The following is a 12,916-nucleotide window of genomic DNA, read 5'->3' as shown; positions in this document are numbered from 1 at the left end:
CGAAGAGCGCCAGGGCGACCGGGTAAATGGCGGTGAATTACCCAAGTTCCGCTTGGGTGCGCCAGCCGGCGAACCAGGCGGCGAAATCGGTCAGGTCGGTCAACGCCACGTCCGCTCCGTGATCTCGCAGCTCTCCAGCCGTGTACGGGCCCGTCGCGACCGTCACGCTCACCGCGCCACCCGCACGCGCCGCTTCGATGTCCGCGACATGGTCACCAACATAGGCCGCCGCGCCGAACCGCGCGAGTGCCGATCCCTTCTCGGTGCCGAACGCCGAGCCGACCACCTCGTCCACGGGCAACCCCAGCAGCTCGACCGTGCCGATCGCGTCCCTGAGGTTCTTGGCGGTGACCACGATGACCCGCCCGCCGGCCGCGTGTACGGCCTCGATCGCGTCGTGCGCACCCGCCATCGCCGTATGCACCGGAACCCCGAGTTCCGGATAGATCTGACGGTAAAGATCGGCTGCCGCGGGCACCGCCTCGGGCGGCAGCCAGTTGGCCAGCTCCCTCTCCAGCGGAGGGCCCAGCCTCTCCACGATCGCCGCGCTGTCGAAGGGCACACCGAGGCGGACGGCCAGCTCGTCGTACGTGGCCGCGATCCCCGCCCGCGTGTCTGCCAAAGTCATGTCAAGGTCGAACCCCACCGAAGTCACCACATGAGAAGGATGCCAAACAGTGCCCTACTCCCCGTAACGGGCCCTTGTTCTGGAACCCTAGTAATGGGAAGAAAGGAATTACTTATCGGAGAGGAGCGGCCGTGACCAACACCCCCAGACCGCCGCAGGCCGGAGACCGGCTCGTCGCCTCCTCCGCCCCGCCCCGCCCGCACCGGCCCGCCAGGCCCGGCGGCCGGGTCGCGACGCCGTGGCGGCGTACGGTGTCGGCGGCGGCCTACCTGGTGAAGGTGGCCTGCAGGGTGGCCGCGCTCTCCGTGCTGCTCTACGCGGTGTTCACCGTGTTCAGGGCCAACCCGGCCAACATCTGGTACCAGTTCGTCGAATCGCTCGCCGCATGGTTGTCCCTGGGCCTGGCCGGCCTGTTCCAGCTCGCCGATCCGCGATGGACGGCGCTCGTCAACTACGGCCTCGCCGCGATCGTGTGGCTGATCATCGGCTCCGCGCTGGCGGGCCTGATCCGGCGCGCCGCTCCGTGAGGGCGACGGTGAGCCGTTCTGGGTAACGGCTACGCTCCTTACCGGAGGTATCAGGATAGACATGACCAGATCGACCCGTGAGCGGATCGTCGACGAGGCTCTGCGACTGTTCGCCGAGCGGGGCTACGCCGCCACGTCCGTGGCCGAGATCGAGGCCGCCTCAGGGCTGTCCCCCGGCGCCGGAGGGCTCTACCGGCATTTCAAGTCCAAATACGAAGTGCTCGCCGCCGCGATCAACCAGCACGCCGCGCGCACCAGGAGCCAGGTGGCGGAGAGCCTGGCCGAGCTGAGCGCCATGGAGGCGTCGGCGGACCTGGAGGAGCGCCTGGCCCACATGTGCCGCGCGGGGCTGGCGAAGGTGCGCGAGGAGTCGGAGCTGACCCGGGTGTTCTTCCGCGACCTGAGCCAGTTCCCCGAGCTGGTCGCCGTGGTCAGGCAGGGGCTGCTGCAGCCCATGTTCGACGCGATCGTCACCTGGTTCATGGCGCAGCCCGAGTACCAGGACGTGGATCTCGACTGGGCGGGCATCGCGGCCGTGCTCGGCGGCTCGGTCGTGCACTACCGGCTGTTCCAGGAGACCGTGGGCGAGCTTCCCGGGCACGCGGAGAAGGACCAGTTCGTCACCGCGTGGGTACGCCTGGCCGTCGGCCTGCTCCCCAGCCCGGCGCCCGTCAGGTGACGTCGAGCAGCCGGTAGGCCAGCCACACCACGCCCAGCCCCGTACCGATCATGAACATGGTCCCGCTGACGTCGAAGAACTGCGTCACGAATGCCGACACCCCGGCTTCCATGCCGACCCGCAGGCCGCCGATCAGCACTCCGCCCACGGAGTAGCCGAGCATCGGCGCGCCGATGCCGAGGACCTTGTCGCGGATCGTCCAGGTGTCACTGAACAGCACGAGCGCGGCGCCGAGCGCCCACACCATGACCGGCACCTGGAAGATCGCCACGGGCGGCAGGTCGAACGGCACCAGCAGCGCCGCCACCACCAGGATCACCATCGCGGCGGTGTCGCGCGGGTGCTCCTTGACGATGGTCCTGGCGTCCCTGCCGTCGGTGGCCAGCGGATTGGCGCTGAACATGGCGGCCTTGCGCAGCCCCGCGAACGGCAGGTCCATGCCGGGCCGCCGGGTCAGACGCTCCTGGGCGATCCTGCGGTGCTCGCGTACGCCCGGCGGCAGGTCCCGGTCGTCGGCGACGGCGGCGAAGCGCAGCGTGGCGCCGGCCTCTTCCTTCGGCGGGGTGCCGGGAGCCGGGACGGCGCCTGACGCGGGGGTCGTGCCGGGCGCGTCGGCGGGGCCCGTCACGGGCCCGGTGGTAGAGGCGGTGGGGGTCGTGACGGGCGTGGTGGTGGGGGCCGCCGGCGGTCTGGAGCGCAGCGTGGCGATCCCGGCCGCGGCCAGCCGGCCGGCCTCGCGCTCGACCAGCGCGGCCGGATCGCCGAACCTGGCCAGCACCTTCGACACGTCGCGGGGTTTCCTGCCGCCGCCCAGCTCGGTCTCGATCCTGGCCCGCAACCGCTTGGCGAAGTCGAGCCGCTGGTCGGCTCTGAGCACGCCGTGCGCGGCGTCGGCCGCCTTGGAGACGTAGTTCAGCACCTGCTGGTCGGCTCGCTCAATCACGTCAAGCAATGCTGCCCCAATCGGGGTGCACATACCATGGCATCGATGGAGTTCACGGAGTGGATCAGGGGACGCACCGACGGACAGCTGCGGGTGCTCGTGTCCGCGCGTCCCGAGCTGATCACTCCGGTGCCCGCGCATCTGGAGGGCCTGGCGTCGCGCGCGGCCAGCCCGTCGGCGATCGGCAGGGGGCTCGACCGGCTCGACCGGTTCACGCTGGCGGTCGTCGAGACGCTCGCCGTCCAGCCCGGGCCGACATCCAGGAAACAGTTGCGCGACCTCATCGGCGCGGCCCTGGACGGAGACCAGGAGACGGGGCGGGCCGACCCGGAGCCGGCGCTGTCCGAGGCGCTCGGCAGGCTGTCCGACCTCGCCCTGGTCTACGGTCCCGACGACGCCCTCGACCTGGGCCCCGGCGTGCGCAAGGTGCTCGAAGACCCCGCTGGGCTCGGCCCGAGTGCCGTCGACGCGTTCCGGCACCACGCGCCCGAGCACCTGGAGGAGATGGCCGACGACGTCGCGCCGGGCACCGAAGGGCCGGGCAAGGAGCGGCTGGCGGCGGTCCTGGCCGAGCCCGCCGCGCTCGTCGGCGCCGTCTCGGCCGAGGCCAGGGGGGCGCTCGACCAGCTCGTCTGGGGCCCGCCGACCGGGCGGGTGCCCAACGCCAGGCGCGAGGTGCGCGTGGCCTCGGCCCGTTCGCCCATCGAGGAACTGCTCGCGCGCGGCCTGCTGGCGGCCACCGGCGAGGAGAGCGTGACGTTGCCCCGCGAGGTGGGGCTCTACCTGCGCGGCGGGCGGGTGCACCGCGGTCTGCGGGCCACGCCGCCACCGCTCGAAGGGATCGCGCGCGACCCGGAGCTGGCCGACCGCACGGCGGCCGGGCAGGCGTTCTCGTTCGTCAGGTCCGTCGAGGAGCTGTGCGAGCGATGGGGCGCCGATCCGCCGGGCGTGCTGCGCACCGGCGGGCTGGGCGTACGCGACCTGAAACGTACGGCGGGCGAGCTCGACCTGCCCGAATGGGTGACGGCGCTGGTCGTCGAGGTGGCGCACGCGGCCGGCCTGATCGCGGCGGGCGGCGGCGTCGACGGCGAATGGCTGCCGACCTCCGGCTACGACCTGTGGCGGATCAGGCCGGCCGCCGACCGGTGGATCACGCTGGCGGCCACCTGGCTGCGCATGGACCGGGTGCCCGGGCTGGTCGGCGACCGGAGTGCAGGAGCTCGCCGGGAGAGAGCGGGCACAGCGATGCCAACGACCGGCGAAGCGGGCGCGACCATCAAACACAGCAGCGCAGGAGCTCGCCGGGAGAGAGCGGGCACGGCGATGCCAACGACCGGCGAAGCGGGCGCGACCATCAAACACAGCAGCGCCAAACGCGGTGACGAGCGCGACAGGCCGCTCAACGCTCTCCACGCCGATTTGCGCCGCTCGTCCGCCGCGGCGGTCAGGGAGGCCACGCTGCGGGTGCTGGCCTCCGCCCCCGGCCTCGCGCCCGAGCGTGATTCCGTGCTCGAACGGCTGGCGTGGGAGCAGCCGCGCCGCCGGGGGCCGCTGCGCGAGCAGCTCATCGAGTTCGCGCTGCGGGAGGCCGAGCAGGTGGGCATGACCGGGCTGGGCGCGCTGGCCGGGCACGGGCGGGCGCTGATCGAGGGCGACGACCCGGCCGGGGTGCTCGCGCCGCTGCTGCCGGAGCCCGTCGACCACGTGCTGCTCCAGGCCGACCTCACCGCCGTCGCGCCGGGCCCGCTGACCAGCGAGCTCAACCGCTGGATGGCGCTCACCGCCGACGTCGAGTCGAAGGGCGGGGCCACGGTCTACCGGTTCAGCGAGGGCTCCGTACGCCGGGCGCTCGACGCGGGGCACGGCGCGGAAGAGCTGCTGTCGGTGCTCGGCCGTCACTCGGCCACGCCGGTGCCGCAGGCGCTGTCCTACCTGGTGACCGACGTGGCCAGACGGCACGGCCGCATCCGCGTGGGCACCGCGAGCGCGTACATCCGGTGCGACGACCCGGCGCTGCTCGACCAGATCACCGCCGACCGCCGCTCCGCCGCGCTGCGGCTGCGCCGGCTCGCCCCCACCGTCATCGCCTCCCGCTCCTCGCGGGCGGCGCTCGTCGACTCGCTGCGCGCCATGGGGTACGCCCCGGTCGCGGAGTCGATCGAGGGCGACGTGATCGTCTCCCAGCTCGAAAGCCGCCGCACCGAGGGCACGGCGCCGGTGCGCACCATCGCGTCGGCGAACGGCCTCGACCCGGAGGTGGCGGCGGCGGCCGTACGCGCGCTGCGGGCCGGCGACGCGGCGCACCTGGCGCGGCGCGAGCCCGTCGACGCGCCCAACGGCCAGGTGCCGCGCGGGCCCGCCACCGCGACGATCTCGGCCCTGCAGGAGGCGATCAAGCAGGGCGTACGCGTGTGGATCGGCTATCTCGACTCCCAGGGCAACGCGACCTCGCGCATCCTGGAGCCGGCCCGGATGGAGGGCGGCTACCTGACCGCCTACGACGAGACCAGGGCGGCCGTGCACCGCTTCGCCCTCCACCGCATCACGGGCGTGACCGGCCTCTGACGCGGGCCCGGCCGGTGAGGGCCGCGATCAGCGCGCCGGCTCGCCGTCGCGGACCAGCCGCGTGGCCAGCTGGACCACCGCGGCGGGCGTCGGCAGGGTGAGCGCGTGGTTCCTGGCGTCGGCCAGTTGCTCGGCGCCGGTGCCCGCGCGCGGCCCGTAGGTGCTCAGGCACAGGTCGAACAGCTCGCCGGGGTCGGGGGCGCACCACGGCTGCTCCACCTCGACCGCCTGGGAGGGCCCGCCGTTCCTGGTGATGACGAGGTAGGAGCCCAGCTCGGCCAGCTTGCGGGCGAGGTTGACCAGCTCGATCCGCTGGGCGCCGGCCGCGATCCAGTCGTGCAGCACGTACGCCTGCCCGGGCCCGTAGTCGGTCGCGGAGAGCAGCTCCAGAGCGGTGGCGGCCGGGGACAGCACCGTGATCGTGCTCTCGGCCAGCGACATGCGCGAGAGCAGGGCGATGGCCCCTAATCGTTTGCCGGTCTCCTCCGCGCCCACGAGGACCAGCAGGTGCCGCATGGCCAGGCGGCGCACCGCCTCGGGGAAGCAGCCCGGCTCCCGGTAGGAGCGGAGCAGGATGTCGGCCTCCCGCCGGCTGAGGTCGTGCGTGACCGGGCCGGTCGTGGCGCGCGGCCGGTCATTGACGGCGATGACGCTCTGACTGAGCGTTATGGTGTCGAGGTCGATCTCGCCTGGTTCAGGCGTGTCGGTCACGAAGCCACCTCGGTGATTGACTGGAAACTTGTCTACAGGAAAGATGGAAGATCAAAAACTTTCTTCTTTTTCCACGAAGGCAATACAGAGCGTCACAACAGCGCCCTGAACAGGCCTTTCAGGCGACTCACGGGTTTATGGGGACACGTCGACCACTCCCTTCGCCTAGATCTTCCACCATGGAACGATCGAGGTCGAGCAGAAAGCACAAATGGCCGCAGCCGGAGCTTTATATCGATTTACCGACCCCGCCGGGTATCGCCCGCATGGGCCCGTCAAGGGTGCCCCGGCACGACATCAAGGGTTGACGGCGCAACGTCATTCGCATCAGGTTGGGCATGTGACCGAGCAGACGCTGGGCAGCCTGGCCGAGGAGTCATGGAGCCGCTTCGACGACCACGACGCGATGTTCTACGACGGGGTGTGGCTGCGCAGCCACGCGCTCGCCGAACGCGCGCGCCGCATGTGCGGCGGATTCGTCGAAGCCGGCATCCGGCCCGGCGACCGGGTGGCCGTCATGATGGCGACCTCGCCCGAGGTGCCGCTGCTCTACCAGGCGTTGTGGGCGGCGGGCGCGGTGGTGACGCCGGTGGTGTTCCTGGTGGGGCCCGCGGAGCTGCGGCACATCCTGATCGACAGCGGCGCCCGCGCGATCGTCACCTCGCCCGAGCTGGAGGAGACCGTACGCGCCGCCGCCGTCGACATCGCGATCTTCGTGGACACGGCCGAGCTGGAGCGGGCCTCCGAACACGGGCTCGTGCACAGGGACCCCGGCGACCTGGCCGCGCTCATGTACACCGGCGGCACCACGGGCAAGGCCAAGGGCGTCATGCTGAGCCACCGGGGCCTCTGGCACGTGGCCAGGGCCGCCTACGAGCTGTCCCGCCAGGAGGGCAGGAACCGCGCGCTGGTGCCCGTACCTCTGTCCCACGCGTACGGGCTGATCACCTCGGTCGCCTCGATGCACGCCACGGAGCCGCAGCAGGCGGTGCTGATGCGCTGGTTCGAGCCGAAAGCGTTCCTGTCGCTGGCCGCCGAGCAGCGCGTCCAGTACGGCACCGTGGTCCCGTCCATGATCCGGATGCTCCTCGCCGAACCGCTGGAGTCGCATCCGCTGCCCGACCTCGCCTTCCTCACGTGCGGCGCGGCCCCGCTCGGCAGGGAGACGCTGGCGGAGTTCGAGCGCAGGATGCCGGGCGTGCAGATCCTGGAGGGCTACGGACTGACCGAGACCAGCGCCGTGACGACCTTCAACCCGCCCGACCGGCGCAGGGTCGGCAGCGTCGGCCTGCCGCTGCCCGGCTACACGATCACCATCCGCGACAGCGAGGGCGAGGCCACGGAGACCGGGGACATCGGGGAGATCTGCGTCTCCGGCGAGTCGCTGATGCTCGGCTACTGGGGCGAGCACGAGCCCGACCCCGAGGGCACGGCGCTGGCCGGCGGCGAGCTGCGTACGGGCGACATCGGCTGCGTGGACGACGACGGCTACCTCTACATTGTCGACAGGAAGAAGGACCTGATCATCCGCGGCGGCTTCAACGTGTTCCCCCGCGACGTGGAGGACGCGCTCAACCAGCACCCCGACGTGGTGATGTCGGGCGTCGTCGGCCGTCCCGACCCGCGCGTCGGCGAGGAGGTCGTGGCGTTCGTGCAGCTCAGGCCGGGCGCCGAGACCGGAGCCGAGGAGCTGATCGGGTGGGCCCGCGACCGGGTCGGCCGGGTGAGATATCCGCGGGAAGTGAGGTTCGCCGACTCGATCCCGGTCACGAGCGTGCTCAAGCTCGACCGCAAGGCGCTGCGCGCGCTGCTCGGCTGAGGAGCCGCGAGCACGTCACGGCCGCACCGGGTACGCTCTCTCGGTCAGCCGCGCCTCAATTCCGTGATAAGTGTTGACCTGTCTGGAGGTGACCATGAGCCAGCAGGACCCATCGGGCTATCCGTACCAGCCGTACGGCGCGCCCTACGGCGACCAGCCGCCCCCGCAGTACGGCTTCGGCTACGGCTATCCGCCGCCTCCGCGCGACGAAGGCCCGCTCGCCAACGCGATCGTCTCGCTCGTGCTCAACCTCCTCGCGCTCGTCTCCTGCTGCAACGTCCTCGGCCTGCCGGGCGCGATCCTCGCGGGACTGGCGCTGAGCAAGGCGCGCAACGAGCCGCAGACCGCCCGCACGATGGTGATCTGGAGCTGGGTCCTGTTCGGGGTGGGCTTCGTGCTGGGCATCGGCACGATCCTCTTCCTGGGCCTCAACGGCTACCTCGACGACTGACGGAGCTCAGCGGGTCTCCACGAGGCCGCGTCCAAGGGCGGCAGGACTAATCCCGACGCCCTGAATGTTGCACACTGGAGCGGCCGAGCCGGGATCAGGAGACGATGGTCCTGCAGGGCCCGCCCCAACCCCACGGAGACAAGCCAGTGAGCGATGGACCGCTGATCGTCCAATCGGACAAGACGCTGCTGCTCGAGGTCGACCACGAGCGGGCCGACGCGTGCCGCAAGGCGATCGCGCCGTTCGCCGAGCTCGAGCGCGCCCCCGAGCACGTGCACACCTACCGCGTCACCCCGCTGGCGTTGTGGAACGCCCGCGCGGCCGGCCACGACGCCGAGCAGGTCATCGACGCGCTGATCAGCTTCAGCCGCTACCCGGTGCCGCACGCCCTGCTGGTCGACGTCGCCGAGACCATGGCGCGCTACGGCCGCCTGCGGCTGGAGAAGGACCCCGCCAACGGCCTGGTGCTGACCTCCACCGACCGGGCCGTGCTGGAGGAGGTGCTGCGCTCCAGGAAGATCCAGCCGATGCTGGGCGAGCGGCTCGGCCCCGACTCCGTGATCGTGCACCCGAGCGACCGGGGCAACGTCAAGCAGGCCCTGCTCAAGCTCGGCTGGCCCGCCGAAGACCTGGCCGGCTACGTCGACGGGGAGCAGCACCCGATCACGCTGAGGCAGGACGACTGGAAGCTGCGCCCCTACCAGCAGGAGGCGGCCGACGCCTTCTGGCACGGCGGCTCCGGCGTGGTCGTGCTGCCGTGCGGCGCGGGCAAGACACTCGTCGGCGCGGCCGCCATGGCGCACGCCCAGGCCACCACGCTGATCCTGGTGACGAACACGGTCTCGGCCCACCAGTGGAAGACCGAGCTGCTCAAGCGCACGTCGCTGACCGAGGACGAGATCGGCGAATACTCCGGCACGAAGAAGGAGATCCGCCCGGTCACCATCGCCACCTACCAGGTGATGACCACCAGGCGGAAGGGCGTCTACAGCCATCTGGAGTTGTTCGACGCCCGCGACTGGGGTCTGATCGTCTACGACGAGGTGCACCTGCTGCCCGCCCCGATCTTCAGGATGACCGCCGACCTGCAGGCCCGCAGGCGGGTCGGGCTGACCGCGACGCTGGTGCGCGAGGACGGCCGCGAGGGCGACGTGTTCTCGCTGATCGGCCCCAAGCGTTACGACGCGCCGTGGAAGGAGATGGAGAACCAGGGCTGGATCGCGCCGGCCGACTGCGTCGAGGTGCGGGTCACGCTCACCGACGACGAGCGGCTGGCGTACGCGATGGCCGAGTCGGAGGAGCGCTACCGGTTCTGCGCGACCACGCCGTCCAAGACGCAGGTGACCGAGGCGCTGGTCCGCCGCCACCTGGGCGAGCAGGTGCTGGTCATCGGCCAGTACATCGACCAGCTCGACGAGCTAGGCGAGCACCTCAACGCGCCGGTCATCAAGGGCGAGACCCGGGTCAAGGAGCGCGAGCGCCTCTACCAGGCCTTCCGCGACAAGGAGATCCAGGTGCTGGTGGTGTCGAAGGTGGCCAACTTCTCCATCGACCTGCCCGAGGCGGCCATCGCGATCCAGGTGTCGGGGACGTTCGGCTCGCGCCAGGAGGAGGCGCAGCGGCTCGGACGCGTGCTGCGGCCCAAGGCCGACGGCGGGGGCGCCCGGTTCTACACGGTGGTCAGCCGCGACACGGTCGACCAGGAGTTCGCGGCGCACCGGCAGCGGTTCCTCGCCGAGCAGGGGTACGCGTACCAGATCATCGACGCCGACGACGTGCTCGGCGGCGTGTGACGGCGATGCCGGCGGTCATGCCCAGCCGCTCGCCCGAGCGGCCGGGCATCAGCGTGGCTTCACGTCCACGAGACTCCGCGGGTCGAAGACAATCGAACCACCCCCCTCACCTGCGTACTATCACGCCGCCTGCGACATACCCCCATGATCCGACAAACCCACCTGATATGCCCGAATTTTTCGGTATTCCGAGCTTGATCCCTTGCGAGCGGATCTGCCCCTCTACCTGACCAGCAGACCGCCGACGAAGAGCACCGCCCCCGCGACGATCCAGAACAGCACGCCGGCGCCCATCAGGTGGCCGAACGTGCGCGGGTCGTGCCGCGACCACGGCAGGAGCCAGGCCGCCACCGTGCAGCACGCGGCGACCACCGCGAACACCCCCGACAGCGTGAAGACCGTGCCGAGACGCTGCGAACACGTCGCCGTCGACTCGCCACCGGCGCAGAACGCCTGCAGCCCCCACCCCGCGAACACCGAGAGTCCCCACAGCGCCGCCAGGAGGAGGCTCGCGACCGTGGGAATGATCGGCGAGAAACGGAGCCGGACCCGCACCACCCCCTATGCGTACCCAGGCCGCCGGAGCTAAATGCTTTGGAAGCCCGCAATCATGGCGACTAAACTGGCGGATTCGCTGCCTGTAACCACCTCCGTCGTTCAACCAGGGAGGCGCTTCCGCATGCCCGCACACCAACTGGCCCCCGACATACCCACCGACGTGCTCGCCGACGAGCAGGCCCACCTGGCCGAGTCCAGAGCCGCGCTCAAAGCCATGCGCGCCCACGCCCAGTCCCTCTCGTCCGACGCGGCCGGCGACTGGGTGTCGCAGCAGATCCTCCAGTCGCTGCTCGACCAGCGGGTGGCCGCGCTCGCCGACCATCCCGACACCCCGCTGTTCTTCGGCCGCCTCGACCGCGCGGAGCGGAAGGGCCCGCGACCAGAGAGCGACGGGCCGAGCGATCGCGACCATGGGCACGAGGGAGAAGGCGACGACCTGCCCGCCACGATCTACGTCGGGCGCCGCCACGTGCACGACGGCCACAGCAGGCCGCTGGTCATCGACTGGCGCGCGCCGGTGTCCCGCGCGTTCTACCAGGCCAGTCCCGCCGACCCCATGGGGATCGCACGCCGGCGCCGCTTCGGCTACCACGGCGGGGCGCTGACCGCGTTCGAGGACGAGCCGCTCGGCGAAGGCGTCGAGATCGGCCCGTCCAGGATCCTCACCGAGGAGATCGAACGCCCCCGCACCGGCCCGATGCGTGACATCGTCGCCACGATCCAGCCCGACCAGGACGAGATCGTCCGCTCCACCCTGGCCCAGACGGTGTGCGTGCAGGGCGCCCCCGGCACCGGGAAGACCGCCGTCGGCCTGCACCGCGCCGCCTACCTGCTGTTCACCCACCGCGAGCGGCTGGCCAGGTCGGGCGTGATGATCGTCGGGCCCAACCGGGCGTTCCTGTCCTACATCTCCTCGGTGCTGCCCGCGCTCGGCGAGGTCAAGGTCGACCAGACCACGGTGGCCGACCTGCTCGGCGAGCACGCCGCGCCCGAGGATCCGATGGTGGCCGCGGTGAAGGGCGACGCCAGGATGGCGGCGGTGCTCGAACGCGCTCTCTGGCTGCACATCGTGAAACCGGAGGAGGGCCTCGTCTACACCAAGGGCGCCTACCGGCACCGGGTGGCCGACTACGAAGTACGCGAGATCGTGGCCTCCCTGCGCGGCACCACGCGCTACAACCCCGGCCGGGCGGCATTGGCGCAACGGCTGGCCCACATGGTCCTCGTACGCATGGAGCAGCGCGGCGAGTCGCCCGACGACCGGGTGCAGGACGCGGTGGCCCGGTCGAAACCGGTGAAACAACTCGTGGAAGCGGTCTGGCCCAAACTGACGCCCGAACAGGTCCTTCACCGCTTGCTGTCAGATCCGGAATTCCTAGCGCGAGCCGCTAAATCAGATTTGTCGCCCGAAGAGCAGGAAACGCTCCTGTGGCGCAAGCCGTACCGGAGCTGGAAGTCCGCCAAATGGTCGGCCGCCGACGCCGCGCTCCTCGACGAGCTCCGCGACCTGATGGAACGCACACCGTCGCTGGGCCACCTCGTGGTCGACGAGGCCCAGGACCTGTCCGAGATGCAGTTGCGCGCCCTCGGCCGCCGCTGCCGCAACGGCTCGGCCACCGTGCTCGGCGACCTCGCCCAGGGCACCACGCCGTGGTCGACGCGTTCGTGGGAGTCGGTGCTCGGCCACCTGGGCCAGCACGAGGGCGAGGTCACGGAGCTGACGCTCGGCTTCCGCGTGCCGAGGGAGGTCCTCGACTACGCTGCCCGCCTGCTCCCCTCGATCGCCCCAGGCCTGGCCGCCCCGCAGTCGCTGCGGCCCGGCGCCGGGTCGCTCACCGTCCGCGAGGGCGGCTCGGTCGCGCAGGCCGCCGAGGAGGCCCTGGCCAAGGACGGCTCGATCGGCGTCATCGCCCCTGACGCGATGGTCGACGCGGTCTCCGAGGCCCTCGCCGGCCTCCCCCACGCCGTTCTCGACCCCGACTCGGCCGAAGAGCACCGCCTGCTCATCGTGCCCGCGACACTCGCCAAGGGCCTGGAGTACGACCACGTCGTCGTCGTGGAGCCCGCCGACATCGTCGCGGCCGAGCCCCGCGGCCTGGCCAGGCTCTACGTGGTCCTGACCCGGGCGGTGACCTCGCTGACGGTCCTGCACGACAAGCCGCTGCCGGCACAGCTGGCCGGCTGACGGGCGTCCGGCACGGCCGCTTCTAGGATGGCTGGGCAAGGAGCTCTCAACCTAGGA

11 protein-coding genes are annotated in these 12,916 nt (G+C 71.3%); 7 read left to right on the top strand and 4 right to left on the bottom strand.

From position 1 onward, the window contains the following. Nucleotides 1–37: 37 nt before the first annotated feature. Nucleotides 38–646: an HAD hydrolase-like protein gene (locus ABGA98_RS43425; protein WP_347624361.1), complete on the bottom strand. Its 609-nt coding sequence runs from the start codon at nucleotides 644–646 to the stop codon at nucleotides 38–40. Nucleotides 647–759: 113 nt separating this feature from the next. On the opposite strand from ABGA98_RS43425, the gene ABGA98_RS43420 reads away from it, so the two are divergent. Together ABGA98_RS43420 and ABGA98_RS43415 are read left to right on the top strand one after the other, a co-directional pair. Next, entirely contained in the window at nucleotides 760–1,155 is a 396-nt protein-coding gene (locus tag ABGA98_RS43420; protein WP_347624327.1) for a hypothetical protein, read from the top strand. Between the two features lie 61 nt (nucleotides 1,156–1,216). Beyond that, a complete protein-coding gene (locus ABGA98_RS43415) occupies nucleotides 1,217–1,834 on the top strand; it encodes a helix-turn-helix domain-containing protein (protein WP_347624326.1) in 618 nt (205 codons plus the stop codon). Here the strand turns inward: ABGA98_RS43415 and ABGA98_RS43410 are convergent. Next, nucleotides 1,827–2,777, bottom strand: coding sequence for a hypothetical protein (locus ABGA98_RS43410; protein WP_347624325.1), 951 nt, complete (start codon nucleotides 2,775–2,777; stop codon nucleotides 1,827–1,829). The genes ABGA98_RS43415 and ABGA98_RS43410 overlap by 8 nt on opposite strands. Before the next feature lie 45 nt (nucleotides 2,778–2,822). Between ABGA98_RS43410 and ABGA98_RS43405 the strand changes: the two genes are divergently transcribed. Further along, entirely contained in the window at nucleotides 2,823–5,342 is a 2,520-nt protein-coding gene (locus ABGA98_RS43405; RefSeq protein WP_347624324.1) for a helicase C-terminal domain-containing protein, read from the top strand. A 27-nt stretch (nucleotides 5,343–5,369) separates the two neighbouring features. Here the strand turns inward: ABGA98_RS43405 and ABGA98_RS43400 are convergent, their stop codons facing one another. Next, on the bottom strand, nucleotides 5,370–6,053 hold the full coding sequence (locus ABGA98_RS43400; RefSeq protein ID WP_347624323.1) for a hypothetical protein: 684 nt from the start codon (nucleotides 6,051–6,053) through the stop codon (nucleotides 5,370–5,372). Between the two features lie 340 nt (nucleotides 6,054–6,393). On the opposite strand from ABGA98_RS43400, the gene ABGA98_RS43395 reads away from it, so the two are divergent. From ABGA98_RS43395 to ABGA98_RS43385, 3 genes are all read left to right on the top strand, one after another. Beyond that, entirely contained in the window at nucleotides 6,394–7,872 is a 1,479-nt protein-coding gene (locus ABGA98_RS43395) for an AMP-binding protein (RefSeq protein WP_347624322.1), read from the top strand. 94 nt (nucleotides 7,873–7,966) lie between these two features. Beyond that, nucleotides 7,967–8,323, top strand: a complete 357-nt coding sequence (locus ABGA98_RS43390) for a DUF4190 domain-containing protein (RefSeq protein ID WP_347624321.1) — start codon at nucleotides 7,967–7,969, stop codon at nucleotides 8,321–8,323. A 146-nt stretch (nucleotides 8,324–8,469) separates the two neighbouring features. Next, the gene (locus ABGA98_RS43385) at nucleotides 8,470–10,116 is read left to right on the top strand and encodes a DNA repair helicase XPB (protein ID WP_347624320.1); all 1,647 of its coding nucleotides are present in this window, start codon (nucleotides 8,470–8,472) and stop codon (nucleotides 10,114–10,116) included. A gap of 222 nt (nucleotides 10,117–10,338) precedes the next feature. Here ABGA98_RS43385 and ABGA98_RS43380 read toward each other — a convergent pair whose 3' ends face one another. Then, nucleotides 10,339–10,674: a hypothetical protein gene (locus ABGA98_RS43380; protein ID WP_347624319.1), complete on the bottom strand. Its 336-nt coding sequence runs from the start codon at nucleotides 10,672–10,674 to the stop codon at nucleotides 10,339–10,341. 121 nt (nucleotides 10,675–10,795) lie between these two features. Between ABGA98_RS43380 and ABGA98_RS43375 the strand changes: the two genes are divergently transcribed. Then, nucleotides 10,796–12,859 carry an AAA family ATPase gene (locus ABGA98_RS43375; RefSeq protein ID WP_347624318.1) on the top strand — a complete coding sequence of 688 codons (2,064 nt, stop codon included), beginning with the start codon at nucleotides 10,796–10,798 and terminating at the stop codon, nucleotides 12,857–12,859. The last annotated feature ends 57 nt before the right edge of the window (nucleotides 12,860–12,916 follow it).

This window comes from Nonomuraea sp. B1E8, assembly GCF_039871515.1.
Lineage (GTDB): Bacteria > Actinomycetota > Actinomycetes > Streptosporangiales > Streptosporangiaceae > Nonomuraea.
The sequence above is the reverse complement of the archived record's forward strand: the minus strand, read 5'-3'. Positions and strand labels throughout refer to the sequence as shown.

Bases quoted from the DNA above. Each gene is read 5' to 3' on its own strand.
- ABGA98_RS43405 (WP_347624324.1), top strand. From the start codon at position 2,823: ATGGAGTTCACGGAGTGGATCAGGGGACGCACCGACGGACAGCTGCGG.
- ABGA98_RS43375 (WP_347624318.1), top strand. From the start codon at position 10,796: ATGCCCGCACACCAACTGGCCCCCGACATACCCACCGACGTGCTCGCC.
- ABGA98_RS43390 (WP_347624321.1), top strand. From the start codon at position 7,967: ATGAGCCAGCAGGACCCATCGGGCTATCCGTACCAGCCGTACGGCGCG.
- ABGA98_RS43415 (WP_347624326.1), top strand. From the start codon at position 1,217: ATGACCAGATCGACCCGTGAGCGGATCGTCGACGAGGCTCTGCGACTG.